This is a genomic window from Abiotrophia defectiva ATCC 49176 (assembly GCF_037041345.1).
Classification (GTDB): Bacteria; Bacillota; Bacilli; order Lactobacillales; family Aerococcaceae; genus Abiotrophia.
In genome coordinates, this window is sequence record NZ_CP146287.1 from 362,523 (window position 1) to 381,649 (window position 19,127).

At 44.0% G+C, this 19,127-nt stretch carries 22 protein-coding genes; all 22 read left to right on the forward strand.

Going from position 1 to position 19,127, the window contains the following annotated elements; translation table 11 throughout:
* The first annotated feature begins 40 nt into the window (after window positions 1-40).
* The 22 genes from V7R82_RS01765 to V7R82_RS01870 all read left to right on the forward strand — a co-directional run bounded on the left by V7R82_RS01765 (window position 41) and on the right by V7R82_RS01870 (window position 18,771).
* Window positions 41-145, forward strand: coding sequence for a putative holin-like toxin (locus tag V7R82_RS01765; protein WP_311466354.1), 105 nt, complete (start codon window positions 41-43; stop codon window positions 143-145).
* Window positions 146-516: 371 nt separating this feature from the next.
* Window positions 517-1,227 (forward strand): hypothetical protein, encoded by a 711-nt coding sequence (locus V7R82_RS01770; protein WP_338543047.1) that lies wholly within the window; start codon window positions 517-519, stop codon window positions 1,225-1,227.
* A gap of 223 nt (window positions 1,228-1,450) precedes the next feature.
* A complete protein-coding gene (locus V7R82_RS01775; RefSeq protein WP_338543049.1) occupies window positions 1,451-3,298 on the forward strand; it encodes a BglG family transcription antiterminator in 1,848 nt (615 codons plus the stop codon).
* 12 nt (window positions 3,299-3,310) lie between these two features.
* Entirely contained in the window at window positions 3,311-4,351 is a 1,041-nt protein-coding gene (gene ypdE, locus V7R82_RS01780) for an aminopeptidase (RefSeq protein WP_314943819.1), read from the forward strand.
* A gap of 13 nt (window positions 4,352-4,364) precedes the next feature.
* Complete coding sequence (locus V7R82_RS01785; protein WP_303886249.1) at window positions 4,365-4,670, forward strand: PTS lactose/cellobiose transporter subunit IIA; 306 nt, start codon at window positions 4,365-4,367, stop codon at window positions 4,668-4,670.
* 22 nt (window positions 4,671-4,692) lie between these two features.
* Window positions 4,693-5,031 carry a PTS sugar transporter subunit IIB gene (locus V7R82_RS01790; RefSeq protein WP_338543057.1) on the forward strand — a complete coding sequence of 113 codons (339 nt, stop codon included), beginning with the start codon at window positions 4,693-4,695 and terminating at the stop codon, window positions 5,029-5,031.
* Between the two features lie 30 nt (window positions 5,032-5,061).
* Window positions 5,062-6,387, forward strand: coding sequence for a PTS sugar transporter subunit IIC (locus V7R82_RS01795; RefSeq protein WP_338543058.1), 1,326 nt, complete (start codon window positions 5,062-5,064; stop codon window positions 6,385-6,387).
* A gap of 9 nt (window positions 6,388-6,396) precedes the next feature.
* Complete coding sequence (locus V7R82_RS01800) at window positions 6,397-7,452, forward strand: Xaa-Pro peptidase family protein (RefSeq protein WP_338543060.1); 1,056 nt, start codon at window positions 6,397-6,399, stop codon at window positions 7,450-7,452.
* A 3-nt stretch (window positions 7,453-7,455) separates the two neighbouring features.
* Window positions 7,456-8,637 (forward strand): PatB family C-S lyase, encoded by a 1,182-nt coding sequence (locus tag V7R82_RS01805; RefSeq protein ID WP_338543062.1) that lies wholly within the window; start codon window positions 7,456-7,458, stop codon window positions 8,635-8,637.
* Between the two features lie 514 nt (window positions 8,638-9,151).
* Window positions 9,152-9,934, forward strand: a complete 783-nt coding sequence (locus V7R82_RS01810) for a hypothetical protein (protein WP_338543783.1) — start codon at window positions 9,152-9,154, stop codon at window positions 9,932-9,934.
* A gap of 49 nt (window positions 9,935-9,983) precedes the next feature.
* Window positions 9,984-11,078 (forward strand): AbiH family protein, encoded by a 1,095-nt coding sequence (locus V7R82_RS01815; protein WP_338543064.1) that lies wholly within the window; start codon window positions 9,984-9,986, stop codon window positions 11,076-11,078.
* A gap of 449 nt (window positions 11,079-11,527) precedes the next feature.
* Window positions 11,528-12,388, forward strand: coding sequence for a hypothetical protein (locus V7R82_RS01820; RefSeq protein ID WP_338543065.1), 861 nt, complete (start codon window positions 11,528-11,530; stop codon window positions 12,386-12,388).
* A gap of 213 nt (window positions 12,389-12,601) precedes the next feature.
* Window positions 12,602-12,865, forward strand: coding sequence for a DUF4177 domain-containing protein (locus tag V7R82_RS01825; protein ID WP_338543067.1), 264 nt, complete (start codon window positions 12,602-12,604; stop codon window positions 12,863-12,865).
* 560 nt (window positions 12,866-13,425) lie between these two features.
* A complete protein-coding gene (locus V7R82_RS01830; protein ID WP_338543069.1) occupies window positions 13,426-13,731 on the forward strand; it encodes a helix-turn-helix transcriptional regulator in 306 nt (101 codons plus the stop codon).
* Between the two features lie 167 nt (window positions 13,732-13,898).
* Window positions 13,899-15,062 (forward strand): hypothetical protein, encoded by a 1,164-nt coding sequence (locus tag V7R82_RS01835; protein WP_338543071.1) that lies wholly within the window; start codon window positions 13,899-13,901, stop codon window positions 15,060-15,062.
* Between the two features lie 17 nt (window positions 15,063-15,079).
* Complete coding sequence (locus tag V7R82_RS01840) at window positions 15,080-15,523, forward strand: ORF6C domain-containing protein (protein ID WP_338543073.1); 444 nt, start codon at window positions 15,080-15,082, stop codon at window positions 15,521-15,523.
* A gap of 23 nt (window positions 15,524-15,546) precedes the next feature.
* On the forward strand, window positions 15,547-16,080 hold the full coding sequence (locus V7R82_RS01845) for a hypothetical protein (RefSeq protein ID WP_338543075.1): 534 nt from the start codon (window positions 15,547-15,549) through the stop codon (window positions 16,078-16,080).
* 241 nt (window positions 16,081-16,321) lie between these two features.
* Window positions 16,322-16,519 (forward strand): hypothetical protein, encoded by a 198-nt coding sequence (locus V7R82_RS01850; RefSeq protein WP_268445269.1) that lies wholly within the window; start codon window positions 16,322-16,324, stop codon window positions 16,517-16,519.
* A gap of 42 nt (window positions 16,520-16,561) precedes the next feature.
* Window positions 16,562-16,801, forward strand: coding sequence for a DUF2922 domain-containing protein (locus tag V7R82_RS01855; RefSeq protein WP_291431321.1), 240 nt, complete (start codon window positions 16,562-16,564; stop codon window positions 16,799-16,801).
* Window positions 16,802-17,372: 571 nt separating this feature from the next.
* Window positions 17,373-17,732, forward strand: coding sequence for a hypothetical protein (locus V7R82_RS01860; RefSeq protein WP_338543076.1), 360 nt, complete (start codon window positions 17,373-17,375; stop codon window positions 17,730-17,732).
* Between the two features lie 48 nt (window positions 17,733-17,780).
* Window positions 17,781-18,014 carry a phage holin gene (locus V7R82_RS01865; protein ID WP_338543078.1) on the forward strand — a complete coding sequence of 78 codons (234 nt, stop codon included), beginning with the start codon at window positions 17,781-17,783 and terminating at the stop codon, window positions 18,012-18,014.
* Window positions 18,015-18,090: 76 nt separating this feature from the next.
* A complete protein-coding gene (locus V7R82_RS01870; RefSeq protein WP_338543080.1) occupies window positions 18,091-18,771 on the forward strand; it encodes a CHAP domain-containing protein in 681 nt (226 codons plus the stop codon).
* The last annotated feature ends 356 nt before the right edge of the window (window positions 18,772-19,127 follow it).

The following is a 19,127-nucleotide window of genomic DNA, read 5'->3' on the forward strand; positions in this document are numbered from 1 at the left end:
GTGCATCCATCAAAATCTAGAGGGAAGGAGGACACTGAATTTGTCAGCTGATGCTGTGGTAAGGCTTATCTTGGAATTTGGCACTTTTGTCATTGCCTTGATTGGGCTCTGCCACAAACTCTTCAATAAGCACGACAAAAAATAGCCGTCCCCACTTTGACACGCGGGACGGCTATTTCTAGTCATCTTGGCATCACCGTCTTATACGGCTCTGCATGGGAGTCGAGTTCGCCCTCGACTCCTTCTATGTTTATTATACTGTACAGGTTTGGAAGAAGTCAAATCTCTTTCTAGTTTCCACGGCAAAAGGGTAAAAAGTACAAGGAATCCTAAGGGGAGGAGAGGTCCAAGATAAGGTTATTAATGTATTGATCTTCCGCTAAATATCGAAATTTGTTGGAGGTCTAGAGAGGGGGATAAGAATACCAAGATAGATTATGGGTAGAAGTAGCGAACGGTCAAATCAAATATATTGGTCAGATGAAAAAAGTTCAAAGTTAAGAGAGGAGATATTGCATGAGTTATTTATACTATGAAATACGTAAGTTGTTCAAATGGGAAATGTTAAGTGCAGGAGTCTTTTCTGCGATTTTTAAAATGGGTTCTCTAGTACTTGTATATTATTGGCTTTTTGATTTGAATAACCTTAAGGGTTTTGGCTTTTTGCTAGTGCCCCTCATTGCATACACTATTTATTTTGGTGCAGATTATTTTTTAATCGATAAGAAAAAAAGTGTAGTGACTGAATTGATGGAAAAAGATCTAGTTAATGAGCCTAATATAAGTAATATCATTAACGAAATTGATAGTTCATTAGCTAAAACAACAAAATTTGCGCAATGGGTGTGTGGCTTCGTTGCGTCTATAACTCTTTTAATAGGAACAGGTATTGGCAGTGCAATCACCTTGTATACGGAAAAGAGATATGAATTATTAAGCTCTACTTCAGAAAAAGTGAGAGCATTAAATGATTTCCAGAGACTTTTTGACACATTACTTGGGGGAACTGGACTTCAGCAAGTAGGTGCTATAATTATACTTCTTATTTTACCTGTTACTATTAGCTATGTTCTAATTCAGGGCTTCAGTTTTAGGAGAAGACAAATAAGACTTTATCTTCTAGACTGCAAATATGAATTAGATAGAAAAAATGCCTATAAGCAATGTGGGCAAAATGAATGTGTTGAGGATGCTTCAAATAACGTCAGATCCATAGAGAAAAAATAGTAGTCATAGTCTTCTATGTGAATCAGTATATTAGAGCTCGAGGTAGATAGTACCTCGAGCTCTTTCTATTATTGCATTTGGTGGGGAGTAGTCCGAGTGTGTTTGACTTTCTTATCCAACACTTTTTTCCACAAAAAAAGAAAAAGATAATCTTTTCCCTAAGAAAGCGCTGTTATATAATGAAGATAGAGGATAGGACAGTTAATATGAAGGGGGAGAATATATGAGGCGTAAGGAATTATTGAAGAAATTGAAGCAGGAAAGCTTCATTAAATTAGATGACTTAGCACATACCTTTGATGTATCGACTCGGACCATTCGTGATGATGTGAAAGCACTGAACGATGAGTCGGCTTCTTTCAGAATCGAACTGTCCCGTAAACGCGGCTATTATTTAGTTATTAGTGACGCTAATCAGTTTGAGGATTTCTTATCAGATTGGACAGAGGATGGCTACGAGACCAAGAACAAGCGAATTGAGACGCTCTTAGTACATCTTCTATTACATTCCCAATATATCACTTATCGTCAACTAGCTGATTTATGCGGGATTAGTATTGCCCAGGTTAAGTTAGACTGTGGGGCTTTGCCCAAGTTGCTTGAAGGCAGTGAAATTAAATTAGTAACTAAAGCCCATCACGGGATTCGGCTACAAGGCAATCTCTACGATAAGATTAAACTGATTGACGCTTACTATATCAAAGGACAACATTTAATACTGGATTACATTAGCCACTTGGTGACTAATCCAGACGATATCAGCCAAGGGGTGAGACTCATTTGTCAGGAGTATCGCCTAAGGCCTGATGGTGATTCAGCACGTATTATACGGAGATGGCTAGAATTATTAATCTGTTACCATATATTGAATGTGGAGACTCAGTATCAGAGTCTTAATCTGTCCGATATGGAGCCTCTAAAAAAGATTCTTAACCAGTATGAGCTAACGAGGGCTTGTCTTCCACATGCTCAAGTCATTTATCAGTTACTCTTAGAACACCAATCGATTAACCTAGTACCCCAGACTGCGTTGCGTAAATTTCTCTATCAAGTCTATACAGAGATTGATCAACAGTTCGATACACGATTTGTTGAAGATGTGGATTTCATGCGGATGATTCAGCTTCACGTTGCCGTGATGATGGAGAGTAATCATCTAGCGGATAGTAGTAAGAGTAGTCTAATCGATTCACTCTGCCGAGAGTTCCCAGCAATTATGAACTGCGCGCTACATCTAGTTAAGCGTCTCGAGCAAGAGTATCATATGACCATTACGGAAGAGGAAATCGTCTACCTCACTTCCCATATGGCGGTTTCTTATGAGCGTCAGAACGATCGTAAGATACGTAGCTACTACCATATCGCCCTAGTTTCAAGTTCCGGTGGGGGTTTGGCTCAACTCATGGAGATGCGATTCTCTAAGATATTCCCATCTGCCAGAATCAAACTATTTTCACTAGACCAGAAGACAGAGCTCTTAGCCTTTCGACCTAATCTAGTCTTTTCCATTAAACTTCTAGATTATCCGGTTGATTGTCCTGTGGTTCTAGTTAAGGAAGTTTTGGAGGAGCTAGATTATTTTAGTATCCAGAACAATTTGGAGTACTTAACTGAGATGGGGACACTCTTAGACGCCAATAAGGGTTTGTTGGAAATGATATCTCCTGATCTCTTCACAATAGGTGACTACGACCAGTATCGCGATTTACTAGAAGATGTCGCAAGCAAACTAGAGTCTTATACGCATAGTGAGAACTATGTCACCTCTATCTTGGAGCGGGAGTCTTATGTCTCAACCGTGTATGACAATGGCTTAGCCATTCCCCATCCCATGGAAATGAAACATTCAGAAAATTTAATTAGTGTTACCTTACTTCCTAAGGGGATCATCCACCAGGGGAAGACGGTCAAATTAGTCTTTATGTTAGCTCTTAAACCCAACCAAGTTGAAGTTCATCAGCATATCTCTAAGAAGCTATATGGTCTAATGCAACAATCTTCTGTGGTCCAGGAATTAGCTAATTGTCAAAATTATCAAGAATTCATCAACTTATTAAGAATCTGCTTATAGGAGGCGAGGAAGATGGATTATGAATTGCTAGGGGCACTCTGCAATGCGGATGCTCTGGCTGGAGATGAGGAGGAAGTCCGACAAGTGATTCGCTCGGAGCTTAGCCAGTTGGGCTGGGTAGAGCGAACGGACGGCTTAGGTAGCTTAATCTACAGCAAAGAGAGTCCGCAAAATAGTCAGAGTGTGATGCTATGTGGGCATATGGATGAGGTAGGCTTCATGGTTCGGACAATTGATGAACTAGGCTTGATTCATCTTATGAAGGTAGGAGGGGTCCAGACCTACGGTCAGTGCTATCAACATGTGCGAGTTACAACTCAAGACGGGCGAAAAGTGAAAGGCATGGCTATTGCTCAGTACCAAAATGAAACAGTGCAGCGTGTATTCTGTGATATCGGTGCCCAATCACGTGAAGAAGTTGAGGCTTTAGGGATTCAGACTGGCGACATGGTGACCTTCGATACAGACTTCAAGGCCTACCAAGTAGACGACATCTATGCCGGTAAGGCTATGGATAATCGCCTAGCCTGTTATATAATGTGTCAGTTAGCCAAGCGCTTGGATAAAGTTGATTTACCTTATAATTTACACCTAGCCTTCACCAGCAGTGAAGAAGTTGGGATTCGTGGCGCTCGGACAGCTGCCCAGATGATCAATCCCGACTCAGTCTTCGTAATTGATGTTGCGACTGCTCCTAACCAGTTGATTCGGGACCATACCAATCAGCGCCAAATGGGGCAAGGCCCTATCCTGACTTTCTTCGATCGAACACTGTCACCAAACCGCAAGATGACGCAATACATTCGTCACATCGCCAAGGACAAAGGCATCAAAATTCAGTGTGATATGTTTAATTCTGGTGGTACGGATGGTGGTGAAGCACATAAGGTCCATGACGGTAAGCCTACAGTCGTGACTATTGTACCCGTCCGCTATGGGCACTGTACAGCTTCCTTGGTTAATAGCCGAGATGTGGATCAGATGACCGATTTATTCCAAGCGATTCTCGAGTCCTTAGACTCAGCGCGATTGACGCAATTCAGACAATTCTAGAGGAGGTGACGAGATGTCAGTGAAGGAACAAGATATTGTCAAGATTATTGCCAACTCAGGTGAAGGCAAAATGAAGGCCTTTGAAGCGCTCAAGTGCATCAAGACGAAGGAATTCAAGAAGGCACGTGAATTGTTGAAAGAATCACGCCAGGTAGAGGTGGATGCCCATAATGCGCAGACCCAAATCATTGCTGATGCGCTAGATCCTGATAACAAAGAAGCCGTGACTTTACTCATGGTTCACGCGCAGGATCATTATATGACTTGCCAGTTAGCTCGTGATTTAATTGAGGCTTTAATTGATATATTTGAGGAATAAATAGAATAGAGGAGGAAGTATCATGAAAATCCTATTATGTTGTGCGGGTGGTTTCTCAACCAATATGCTGATGCAGAACATGAAGAAGGTTGTGAAGCAGAGTGAAAAACTCAATGAAGCAGATTTTGACTTCACTGCCATTCCCGCTGATTCACTTGAAGGAACGGTTGAGAATTGGGATATTGTTTTGGTAGGGCCACAAATTGCACATAAGATTGATTTTATCAAATCTATCCTAACGCCGTTAGATATTCCTTATGCCATCATAGATAAGGACGTGTATGGAGAGATGGATGGAGCGACAGTTATGAAGTTAGCGCTCGTAACCTATAAGAAACATCAACTCAGTAAAGAAAAATAATGAGGACAAAGATTTAAAGGAGTGAGTAAAATGTTTGATAAGTTTGCCGAATTTATGAACCGTTTTTTCCTACCTTTAGCTCGTAAGGTAGATAACCAACGACATCTAAGTGCTATTAAGGCCGGTATGATGGCTCTAACACCTTTCACGATTTTAGGGAGTTTCTTTGCGGTCATCCCTGCTATTCCAAATATGCTATCGCCCACTAATCCAGTAGCTGTATTCATCAATGATAATGCAGCACTAATAGATTTGCCGGTGACTTTATCAATTGGATTGATTGGGATGTATGCTTGCATGGCGATTTCCTATAACTTAGGGAAATATTATAAGCTCTATATTCCAGGTTGTGTTACCCTGTCGACATTCTCCTTCCTCTTTATGGTAGCGACTTTCAATGATGAGGGACAGCTAATTCTGAAGAACCTAGGAGCGCGTGGCCTTTTTACGGCGATGATTGTTGGCTTGTTAACAGTAGAACTCTATAACTTCTGTAAGAAGCGTAATATCACCATCCGGATGCCAGAAGGGGTGCCTGATTTCGTATCTCAATCCTTCGAGTTAATTCCGGTTACGCTGATTGTTGGGGGGACTTTTATCGTCCTACGCTTTATCTTCCTTAATGTCATTGGAGAATTACCACCAAGCCTGTTGACCCGCTTCTTGACTCCATTAGTAGGGAGTATGGATAACCCATGGGCTGTACTTATGCTTAACTTCGCTATCTGTACCATCTTCTTCTTCGGGATTCACTCATCCGTCTTCAGTCCAATTACGCGACCTATTATGGTGGCCTTCATTGCAGAAAATATTGCAGCTTTCCAAGCTGGGGAACCACTGCCACACTTCTATACAGCAGGGACATCTAGTGCCTTCTTCGGTTTTACAGGATGTGGGATTAGTATTGGCTGTATTATCGCCTGCATGATGTCTAAGAACCAACGCTACAAACAAATTGGTCGGGTCTCTCTCTTCCCAGCCTTATTCGGGATTAACGAACCCATCTTGTTCGGGGCACCCATTATCTTGAACCCTATTATGTTTATCCCGCATGTTTTTGGGGGTGCCATTATTGGGACCTTCCCAATGTTCCTCATGCACTGGGGCTTGCTGAATAAGCCGGTTTTTGATCCGCCATATGTCGGGATTTTCTTAGAAGGATTTCTTACTAACGGGGACTGGCGGACTATTATCGCTTGCGCCATTCAATTGATTGCTTCCGTGGCAATTTACTGGCCATTCTTCAAAATTATGGAACGAAATGATGAATTACAAGCCGCACAAGCCAAGGCTGATAAGGCAATCTTCAATGCGGAAGATGAGGCCTTATTAGCGGATCTAGACTTAGACTTCTAGGTGATTCTTATGGAACGAATTGAGAGATTGCAAGCCATGATGAGGGATCAAGGATTGGATGCTATCGTGGTAACTAACAAGATTACTAAGCAATACCTGGGCTTAATAACAGGGAGTGGCTGTGTACCGGTTGTCTTAGTTGATCGCGTCGTCCAATTTATGGATGGACGCTATCAGAACGAAAGCTATCGATTAAGGAGCGCAGAAAAAAAGGTCCTAGACAATCGGAACTACTATGGGGCCATTATCCCATTTTTAAAGGAGGTGGGGTCTAAGGTGGTTGGTCTTGAAGATGAAGGAATCTCTGTAGCAAAATACCTAGAGATGAGAGAATTCTTCGAGATTCGTTCGGTAGGAGAATTGATTGTGACCATGAGAAGTATCAAAGATCAAGACGAGATTGCAAAGATTCGCACAGCTTGTCAGATTACTGATGAGATCTTCAATCGCCTACTTCCATGTATCCGTGCTGGTATGACGGAGAAGGAACTGGTAGCTTATCTCTACTTCGAATGCTTCAAGGCGGGAGCGGATCGAATGTCCTTTGAGCCAATCATAGCAAGTGGTTGGCGGGGCTCCTTACCTCATGGGCGTCCAAGCAACAAGGTGATTCAGGAAGGTGAGCTTGTAACCATTGACTTCGGGATTGTCTTCGAAGATTATATGTCAGATATGACACGGACTGTCGGTATTGGTAAGATTAAGCAAGAACTCTTGGATATTTATGAGGCCGTCCAACTAGCTCAGCAAGCAGCAGTAGAGGCCGTTCGGCCCCGTCTCATGGGCCAGGAAGTAGATGCTCTTGCTCGTCAAATCATCGAAGACAAGGGCTACGGCGCCTATTTCACGCATGGCCTAGGGCATGGAATTGGGATAGGAGGCGATTATCCTATGCTTAATCCGACCAGTAAGTTCTGCTTGGAGGCGAATATGGTCCTGACTTGCGAACCAGGTATTTATGTCCCGGAAGTTGGTGGCGTGCGAATTGAAGATGTCGTGCTAGTCACTTCAAGCGGCAGCCAAGCGTTGACTAAGACCGATAAGTCATTAATACTGGTGGGATGATTTATGGATAAATTTGATAAAGCATTCGACAGAAGCGCTATTGGAACACGCAAATGGGATCCAAGCTTATTAGAAGAGAAGATGCCAGGAGCGAAGGACGTAATTGCGATGGACTTAGCCGATATCGACTTCGAGTGTGCCCCGGCCATTCAACAAGCCCTTGTGGAGCGCGCTATGCAGGCCGATTATAGCTATACTTATGTGCCCGATAGCTTCTATCAAGCCGTTATCGATTGGAATCGTCGCTACTATGGGCTAGAGATAGAGAAGGATTGGATTCGATTAGTGTTTGGGACCGTCTCAGCCCTTCATAATATTGTGCAAGCTCTGACAGAAGAGGGCGAAGCCGTGATGATTCAGACACCGGCTTATGCCCCCTTTGCAGAAGCTGTGCAGCATAATGGGCGACGCTTAATCTGTAATGACCTTGAGATTCGAGATAATCGTTACTATATGAACTTTGAACGCATGGAACGTGACATCCAACAAGAAGGCGTGAAATTATTCATCCTCTGTAATCCACAAAACCCTTCAGGAAGGGTTTGGACCAAGGAGGAATTGAATCGACTCGCCCAAATCTGCCAACGGTATCAGGTCTGCCTTGTGTCAGATGAGATTCATCGCGATATCGTTTTTAGGAGTCAACACTTCACAAGTCTATGGCAGGCCAATGAATCCATTATGCAGAATAGCGTCTTATGCGTCTCTCCCAATAAGGGATTCAACCTTGGGGGGCTTAAAACCTCTTATATTGTAGTGCCTAATCCTCAAATAAGGGCTCAAATCTATGAACGCCTATCAGCTAACTATGTCACTTCCCCCCATGTTTTTGCGGTACCAGCTATTGTAGCCGCCTATAACAAGGAAAGACAGTGGCTAGAGGACATGGTAGCATATATTGAGGAAAATCATCGACTAGTAGAATCTTTCGTCAAGGAGTACATGCCGAGATTCGAAGTAATGCCTGCCGAATCATCCTTCCTAGTTTGGGTACGGGTTGGAGATCTACTTAAGACAGAAAGTGAAGTGAAGGCATTCTTCGATGCATGCGCACTTACAATGGTGCTAGGGAGTTACTTCGTCCAGAATGGCGAAGGCTATGTCCGCTTGAATATAGGTATGCAGCGTGAGAAAGTATCAGAGGCACTAGATCGAATGTTTAGGGAATATAAATTGAGAATATAAGATACTATCAGCCACCTGTAATCGGTGGCTGATTTTTAATATGGGGAAGTGAGGTGAGGGAATATTGCCATATTAGATAGAGGCACGTCGTGTTGGGAGGCAGCCACGTCGTATTGGAGGTAGCGATGTCTCGATGGACCTCCAACACGACGTGGCTCGGCAAGGAAGCGAGTATTTTGAGTCAAAAAGGGCGAAAAAGCGTGAGCCACGTCGTATTGGGAGGCAGCCATGTCTCGATGGAGGTCCAACGCGACGTGGCTCAAAATGTAAGCTAGGTTTAAGCTGAAAAAGGTGAGGGAGAACCCCAAAAGTCGCGAATGGCGTGCTTTTTAGCGCATATAGGTGCAAGAAGGGGTCAAATCACTAAAATAGATAAACTATTGTTTAAAAATAATACTGTGCCATTATTGGAGAAGACAGAAGGCAAGAGTATAATGGAGTTAGTGGATTAATGCACAGATGGGCGGTAACGTATGCAACCCCAAAATTCCAAGAGAATGTTAGGAGTTTAAGTATGAAGTTTGGTTTACGAACACCAAGTTTAAAAAAACGCCTCTCGGCCCGAACAAGTGGCGCGATGAAACGAAAAATTAAAAGAGCTTTGATTCCCGGCTATGGGCGTAGGGGGAGAGGGTGGCTTACCAACCCTCGGAAAGCACTATATAACAAAATCTATCGTAAAACGACAGTTGGCTGCCTTTTACCTTTTCTAATTAGCGCTAGCCTAGTAGTTGGGGGCACGTCATTTATTGCTGCAGCACCATCATCAGTGACCATAGAGGAACGCAGTAAACAATGGATAGATGAGCATCTAAAGGATCGAACACTCTCAGAATTTACTCAAGACTTAATTAAGCTTGAAGACGAGAAGCTCAAGGAAGTAATCTTATTTGGGCACAAAAAAGGAACGCAATTGAAAGATGACTTCGATATCATTGGACGTGATGTAACAATCAAAGGGAAAGTGGTTTACATAGCGCGTCCACCTCAAAAACAGATGGATGGCAAGTACTTTGGCACCTATCTTGTCTATCTAGGAGATAAGCCAATTGAAGATTTCCAGATTATTGAAGACCACAGTAGTACTCGTAAAGATATGTCAAAAGAAGATTTCTTTCTAGGTAAATACCCGGAGGAGAAGATTCAATTGGTACTGGTAGAGATAAAATCTAACCAGGAGCTTGAGAAGTGGACAAATGTAGAAGGTGTAGGGAATTTGAAGAACTATGTGCTTAAAGTTAAAGTAGATGGAACAGTGGAAGAGTTTTCAGCACTAATTAATGAGTTAGAGATATAGATTTATATGAAATTCAAGGGATTTAAATTACAAAATTAGGGGAAAGCTAATGAGTAAAAAAGTAGTATGTTTAATAGGTAATGGATTTGATTTAGCTCTGGGTCTCAGAACATCATATACGGATTTTCGAAACTTCATAGAGCTTAAGCATGGGAGTAAAATGTCCGAAAATCTGATTTATAAAGCACTCGAAGAGCATACGGGGGGCAATTGGAGTGATTTAGAGAAAAAATTAGGGGAAATATTCAAGAAATCTACATGGGAAGGTATTTTTAAAAACTCTGATTCTGTTTTAGATGGAGAGGAGTTACAGTTTTCAATTAATGAAGCAAGGGAAAATCTTATTGATGACTTAATAGAGCATCTCAAACAAGAAGAAAAAATACTAGGAAAAATTCAAATTGATGACGAAGTAAAAAATAACATGATCGAAGGTATACAACGCCTGTTTTCTCCGACGATTGAAAGAGATCAAGATATTTTAAAAAATCATCAGAGCTTGTATGGAGAAGATATATATTTTTATACTATTAGCTTCAACTATACAGATTCTTTCTCTTATCTGTTTAATAAAATCGAGAGTAGTGATTATAGCATTGGGAGAAGTTTTTCTCGATACGCTACTCTCTATCCGCATGGGACTAGTGAAATAGGGACTACAATTGGAGTGAATGATGAGACTCAGTTATTAGGTTATAAAGAAGGGGAAAGTGTTTTGGAGGCGGATACCGCTAAATTTATGATTAAACCTAGAAATAAAGAGCACGGGCAAGATAATCAATATGAGGATGCTCTACAACGAATCTCCATAGCTGATATCATCATAATATATGGGATGTCTTGCGGTGAGACGGACAAAGATTGGTGGGAGGCGATTGAAAAGAGACTTTTAGGGTATAAAAACTCAATCGCGATAGTTTTTAGCTATGAAACACTTCGGAGAACCCATAATAGCCAGGTAGAGAGAGTCCGGAATAGGGTCAGAAGTAAACTATGTAGTAGCTCAGAAAACATGGCTACTATAGGAAATCGAATTATTGTTGAATGTAGTAAGGACTTATTTTCCCATATTAAGAGTAAAACGGAGGAAGTACGTAAGCAAGTAGACGAAGTGCAAGTAACGAAAGAAGAGGATACTATTTGAAACTTCGTCTTTAGATGTTTTATCGATGGTAAATAAGCTGCTCACAAAAGTTGAATTGTTTGTTCGTGTTGGGGAAGTTTATTTTGTGAACATAAGTTAAGATTCGCTCTGCCACAAACTCTTCAATAAACACGACAAAAAATAGCCGTCCCCACTTTGACTCGCGGGATGGCTATTTTTAGTCATCTTCGCATAACCTTCTTATATAGCTCTGAACGGGAGTCGAGTTCGCCCTCGACTCCTTTTGTGCTTATTATTTCGTAAGGGTTTGGGGGAAGTCAAAACTATAATGTTCAGGATAAAAATACTTTTGTTGTTAGTTCATTAAATCGGATATAATATGGGTAGTATCGAATTTGTAAATCATCTCATTCAATTACGGGTGAGTTTGGTTAGAAAATGTTATAAGATATGTATAAAGAAATCTGTAATATCAATGGAGGTTGGGTATGGAAAAATATACATCAGATAAAGCATTAGAGGCTATTGATTTAAGTCGAGATGAGTTGGAATGTTTGATTAGGGCGGGAAAAGATTTAAGCGTGGAAAGTGTAAGTAACGAAGGAGAACTTGATCTTGATTTGGTCTTCATAGAGGACGGTGGCTATTATAAGGTAGGGAACTATTGGGAGCAATATTCAACGGACGATAAGGTTTTAATAAAGCCTATACTCCTAAATGAAGAAATAGATGGTATGAAAAAGAATAGTGGCTGGATAGCAAATTTAAGAAATAGTAAAGAGGGGAAGGAATCAAAGGATGAAATTGATAATATTGACATAAATTACTTGCGTAATTCACAGAGGGCAATTGGTTACCCTCGTAGAGTTATTAACAAAAATGCCAGTAGTATGAATGAATTCCTTCATCGTGGCCACTTGATGGCAAATGAAATAATTAGAGACTATATTAATAAGAGAATACAAGATCAACGGTGTCATATGTTTCGTTCTAAAAAGCACAGACATAATATATACGCTCAATTTAAACAATCTAATTGTTATTATAGTGATTGTTTTACTCGAAAAGGGCAAAGTTATTTTGAAAAGAACATCATAGACTATTTAAAATATAAAGAGGGCTATGTCAATTACGAAGTTCGTGCCTTATTTAAGAGTCCGGGCGATAAGGTTCCACGAGCTAATCTATTATGTGCGAGATTCTACGATTCTTGTGGGCTGCTCGATGAGCAAGAGACATTTTGTGTTGTAATTCCAAATATGGGAAGCCTAGGGAGAGACTATAGCTCAATAGCAAGTTATAAATTTTCATATGAAGATGGGTTAATGGAACCAAGTAAAGGGAATTAACCATAAAAAGGTAAAGAGTAATTGAAAAAATAAGACATCAATGAGTAGGTTGTCCAATAAAGTCACCCCGTGCTTATAAAGCACGGGTTATTTGTATGGATTTAAAAATCAAATAACCACAAGAATTCTAAACTCTAGCGCAAGAATGAGCAAGATATTTTGAGGCTGCTAAGTTATACTCAGGATAGATTACCAAATTTTGGAGGGATATTAATGGGATTTTTGGATAATGCAAAGAATGAAAGTAGCTATTCAGTAGCGTCTGGTAGAGATTTGAATTATGTGGTTTTACAGGTAACCCTGAAGGAAAAATTTATTGGGACGGGTTCTGGAAATCTAGCGGAGCTAGAGGAAGTCATTAACAGACAAGCTGCAAAAGGATATAGACTTCATACTATTGCGACAAGTAATGGTGGCAGCAAAGGCTTTATGGGCGGAGATAGAATCCAGGCTACACTAGTTTTTGAGTCGCTTTAGCGTTTACTAGAATGAATAAGGTAAAGGGATGAAGGTATGCCAGAAAATAACCTAGATATACTGAGCATGCGACATGTCAAGCATGATAAATGATTGTATCATGCGCGCAGGGGACGTGTTAAGTATCCTATAGAAGAGGGCCGTAAAAGGCTCTTTTTATTTTTGGAATAAGACACTACCATTTGAGGGACATGGCGCAATCATATTCGATCAAATCAGGCCAACAGAATTGACAGTTTCTGTCTCAATCGTTCGCTTGTCTACCTTTAAAACTCTCTCGTCTCATACTGTAATGTGCACACGCTCATTTGATGATTCAAATACCAACAGCCCATCACTAAGCCATTCCTTAGACCATAATATTGCTCAAAATGAATTTTGTTGCAAATTATGAAATCATTTAGTGAAGGGCTTTCTTTCTAGAATTTCTGGGCGTATAATATAACTATAGTAAGTTAAGGCGGATTCTCTCTCTCGTTTGGCTCCATGGTTAAGCAGTTAGGTAGAAGTCGTCTTTTTGCTATATCAAGATAAATTCTATAAGAAAGGAGAGTTACTTTATGAGAGAGATGCAGCAAATTCAGATCAGCTACCAATACGATCATGAGCGTCTCTATGAGGCACTTAAGCGGAGAGGCATGACCGAGCGTGCGTTGGCAGAGAAAATCTATTGTTCGCCCGCTACGGTCTCTCGCATCTTCAATGGTTGTGGCCGTCTAAGCATTGAGACCATCATTATGGTCTGTCTAGCTATGAAACTAACAGTTGAAGAGCAGCTTGAGATTTTCTATTTCTCTTGTATGGGTATCTTGCACCATTTAGGGGTGAGTATGGGCGATACCCAAGACACTAAATTCGACATATGACATCAGGAGGCACAGTTTATAAAGTTGTTATATTGGCTCAATATAATTACTCGAGTTGTGGTTAACCACAACTCAGAAAAGAATCGTGACTGGACAAGAAAGTTATACATAAGAATAGATAATGTTGTTGAATAGGTTTTTATGACTATTTGGAAGGAAGAAAAACCATGAAATTCGATGATTTAGAAAATTTAAATTTAGATAGCATCAGGGAGCAGATTTTAGCCTATGCGGTTCAGCTTACTCAGTCCTATTGGGAGATTGGTCGGCGGTTGCATTATGCCAAGCAGTCTTTGTTGTCAGAAGATGGATTTCTACCATGGTTAGAGACGCTTTATATCGATTATCCCGAGGCTAATCGCATGATGTATGTAGCCAAGAATTTACCTAAGATGAAGTGCTACGAGCATCTAGGCTTATCGCTACTTTATCTGATCGCAACTATCCCCGAGGAACATCGTCAGAAGATTTATACTTTACCTTCAGGCAAATGTAAGTACCTGCATCAAATGTCTCAGTTAGAACTTCGGACCGTTAAGCGGCTGTTGAAAGCGGGACAGTTGGAGTCTTGCTTCCAAGGAGATAGTCAGTTACAAGTTGACTGTCAAGAGGTGAAGAAGGAGACACAGGATGCCGTCTCGCCTGAAGCAAGTCAGGCTAGAGCACCGCAAGCTCCTGCTACCAATCAAGCTACTACGCAACAGGTTCCAACCAGCCCTCAAGCTGACGGGCTTCAGCCTGACGCCCAATCGGACGATGCTATACACCAATCTAGACAGCCCCAGACTAAGTTGCTTACCCCAAGTCAAGATCTCAAGTCCAACCCCCTAGCTCCCAAGCTAGCCGAGGCGGAGGCGACTAACCAGCGCCTAAGAGAATCCCTTAAGCAGGCTAATGCCAAGTATCAGGAAGACCTACAATCTATCGAGGAGCGCTACCGTTATCTCAAGCGATTCCGGGAGGGTTTATCGCATTTCGCTAATCGGTCCACGACCTTCATTCCGGATTTGGAGGGTCTTAATCGCATCATCGCCTTCAGTCATGAGATTGACCACTTGCTAGTTAAGCTGGCGCCTATGCGCTATATCGATGACTTTAAGGCGATTCAGAATCAGGTCATGGTCGACCATTACCTCAAGCAGATTGACCGAGTAGATGACTGGGTCCAATCCATGCGTGCTAGCATCCATCAAGCCCAAGCAGTAGGCCGGCGAGATGTGACATCTGAGGGGGCTGATGGCCAAGCTCGGCCTCAACAAGCAAGCTATGGCCCTAGCGAACCTAAGACTAACTTCTCTAACTCAACACAAGAAAATCAAGCCGTTGCATAATATAAGGAGGAACTACCATGGAAACAGCAACACCAAGTACATTGAACAATCAAATGACTAGCCTAGAAGCCCAAGTCCAAGCTCAACACCAGTTGCTGGGGCAGATTAACAGCCATCTCCAAGTTTTAACGACTCTCTTAGAGCACCAACCCCTGTCACCTGAGGCCACTTATGCCCTAACGCGTTTGCGCCGTCATGAGATCCACCAACGCCTAGGGGACAAGGACCGCTTACTAACGGCTCGACGTCCGGAACTGGTGCGTCTGGTCTATCGGACGGCACGCCTGGCCTTCCTCAGTCATTTTAGCTTATCCAGCTATGGGCATCTACCACAAGAGCGATATGAAGCTGCTGTCAGCTTCTGGAAGGAATGGAAGGTCCCGGTCGACTTGCAGGCTAAGCTAGACCAAGCCTATAAGGACTTGGCTCAAGACCGGCCTCAACTCCATGCAGTTGCCTAACTAGGGATAAGGAGGGAACAGCTATGACTTCCGACCATTATCCCTTGGACCAGGAGCAACTCCTGGCCCGCTACCGACTTTTGTTACATCATGTCTTGCACCAATACCATCTCTTGGCTGAGGATCAAGACTATGACGATTACTACAATGAACTTTACCTACACCTTGTCCGCCTAGCCCGCGACTTCGATGGGGACGCGCTCAGCGAGTCTGACCGCTTCCGATTCGTGGGCTATGCTCAGCGGGGCCTGAGTTGGCATCTGGGTCAACTCCTAGCCAAACGATCACGTCAGGCTCAAGGCCTGATTGGCAATCAGAAGGTCCTGCATTTTGCCGAACAGGCTGGCGCCAGTCGCCCGCCTATGGACGACTTGGTCAACTCGCTGCTGCTGTCGCAAGTCTTGTCGCCAACCGATTATCATTTCCTCTGTGTGGCCCAGAACGAGCAACTCTCGCTTGGGGCCAAATGCCAAGAGCTGGGCATATGTAAGAATACCTACTATGCCCGCCTAAAGCGCCTACGCCAGACCCTGCAAGCAAGCGACTGGTCGGCTTAAGTGCCTACGCCAGACCTTGAAAGCTAGCGATTGGTCGGCTTGAGTGCCTGCGTCAGACACTGCAAGCCAGTGACTGGTCAGCTTGAGTGCCTTGCTCAGCTCTTTTTCTCCAGCTCCCGCAGAGGGGGCTTTTTATTTTGCAGAAAAATAAATTTTTAGGGCTGACTTGGGCATGAGGAGGGGGCTTAATTCTTTTTAAGTATGTAACGTTACAAGAAACTAGTTCAAGGAGTGATTCATTATGGCACGATCATATGTTAAGGGTATCCTCAAGTTCAAGTCCCTAGATGAGAACAAGAAGGCGGAGAATGTTTCCATGCCCAACCTAGTAGAGAACGCTAGCGCCGAGGACATCAAGTCCGTGCGCGACGCTATTGCTACCCTGGTTGAGCATCCCATCACCGAGACCCAGGTGACCGAGGTCTTCAGCGTCAACTAGTCGGCTTGTTGAGTAGAGCAGTGAATTAAGGAGGAACCCATCATGGCTAACAAAACCATTAAGACTTTTGAGATGAATTTCGCGACCGCAGACGGCAAGTCTAAGAAGATTAGCCTGCGCCACGCCAAGGCAGACATCACCAAGGACCAGGCCAAAGCCGCCATGGCCACCATCGTAGGCAAGGACATCTTCACCAAGGACGCCGTCGACCAGTTCGCCAAGGAGAAGACCGCCAACTACGTCACCCGCACCGTAGAGGAAGTCTACAAGGCTGAGGCTTAGGGTGAGTTGGGCGCCCCGCCATGTCGTGTTGGAAGAGCGCCATGTCGCATTGGGCCTCCAACGCGACGTGGCTAAGGCGGCACGCCCTATTTTAGCTCAGAAAATGGCGAAAAGCGCCCGCCACGTCGTGTTGGGCGTGAGCCACGTCGCTTTGGGCTTCCAACGCGACATGGCTAAGGCGGTACGCCCTCTTTTAACTCAGAAAATGGCGAAAAAGCGCCCGCCACGTCGTGTTGGGAGTGAGCCACGTCGCATTGGGGCTCCAATACGACATGGCTGCGGCAGGAAACTCCCTTTTAGCCTGAAAAATGGCGAAAGAGCACCCGCCACGTCGTGTTGGGCGTGAGCCACGTCGCATTGGGCTTCCAACGCGACATGGCTCAGCCAAAGACACCTAGTATCTTACGAGCCAGTCCATAGATAGGGGGAACGGTGGACTGGCTCGGTCGCTAGGTGGCGAAAACCGGGCATTTTACTGGATTTGCGACAAGCTAGTCCATGGATAGCTAGAACAATGGACTGGCGCCAGCCACTCAGCCACCCCATCATTATTCAGAAAGGAGCCTTCATCATGACATGGCTACAGCTTACGACGCTGGCGTCCGGCCTAGTCGCGGGCGCGACCCTCCTGGGCAAGTTGGTGCGCCTGATTGCGGCGATCCAGACGCTGATTCTTCGAATCGAGCGCATGCAGACGGACTTAGCTAGCACGCAGAGTAACCTGCAAGGCGCGCAAGCCAGTCTTGCGACAACTCAGGATAACTTACATGCCACGCAAAATGACCTAGCCACCACCCAAGCCAAGCTCCAGGTCACTCAGACCGACCTAGGTGCCACCCAGACTCAAGTCACAACAGTTGCACAGGACCTGTCCCGCGTCCGCCAACGTCTGGGACGTCTGGAAGACAAGCGGGTCCACAGTCTGGCTTGACGCAGCCAGGCACTTCTATCTCTAAGCAAAGAAAGCGAGGCAGTCATTATGCATCTTCCCACTAGTCGCAAGGCCTATACGACGATTCAATGGATGGCACTGATCCTGATTCCGGCGCTAGCGGTCCTAGTCCAAGGTCTAGCCGAACTCTATGCCTGGCCCGACCCCTGGCCTCGTCGCCTGGTTGGCACCCTCAATCTAGTCGGCGTCTTCCTAGGGGCGCTACTTCAAGGCTGGCATTATGGCCGACGCAAGACTAGGAGCAAGGCAAAGTCCGCTTAGGCTCTCCGCTCACGCCCTTAGCCACATAGCCCGCACTCCAAACCCATCTCATCCCATCCAAAGGAGGAACCCACTCATGAAGCCACAAATTCAACAACTCCTATCCAAGGCCCAAGCCTACCTAGGCGTCCAAGGCGGAAGTCCCACCCATCAGGGCCTCGTTGATGCCTATAACGCTGTCCAACCCCTGCCGGTCGGCTACGCAGTTACCTACAGCGACGACTGGTGCGATGTCTTCGTTACCGTCATGGGAGACCAGGCCGGCATCGCTCATCTGATTGGGCGCGAATGCGGCGTGCCTCGTCATCTGACCTGGTGCCAAGAGCAGGGCATCTGGCTAGGCCATGTCTGGCCTCAAGCTGGCGATCTGATTTTCTTCGATTTTGGGGGTGGGCCTGCATCTCACATCGGCATTGTGGAAAGTGTGGACGGCGACAGCGAAACCGTCAATACTATTGAGGGTAACTGGCTCAACCAGGTTGTCCGCCGTCATTATGCTAGTGACGACTGGCGCATCCTAGGTTATGCCCGGCCTCAATATGATGCGAGGGCTGGGAGTGTAGCCACTGGCAGTGAAGCTGGGGGAGCTAATCATCCGAATGGCTGTGTCGATGCAGCTAGCGACCTAGATGAAGTGGTCTGGTCAGTTATCCGAGGTGACTGGGGCAATGGACAGGAACGAATCGACCGGCTAACTGATGCGGGTTATGATGCGCAAGTTCTGCAGGAATTGGTGAATGAGAAATTGGCAAGTTAGAGGATAAGAGAAAAAGCGCCGGGAGGGCGCTTTTTTTGTTATAATATTGAGAATTTTAGGCATTTATGGTATAATAAAGAGTAGTAATTAAGGGAGTATCTGATACTAGAAAACCCTTGAAATCTATATATTGTATATCGTGTCTAGGGTGACACAAGATATAGAGTTCAGATACCTTAATCCCCGAGAGGGGACGGAAACTACCGCCGTTCAGTTCATCATCAATCGGCGTTAAGTCGTTCAGATACCTTAATCCCCGAGAGGGGACGGAAATATGTATAATCTTTGGTTTTCTTATTGAATTGGTCTGTTCAGATACCTCATTCCCCGCGAGGGGACGGAAACTTCTAAAGCGT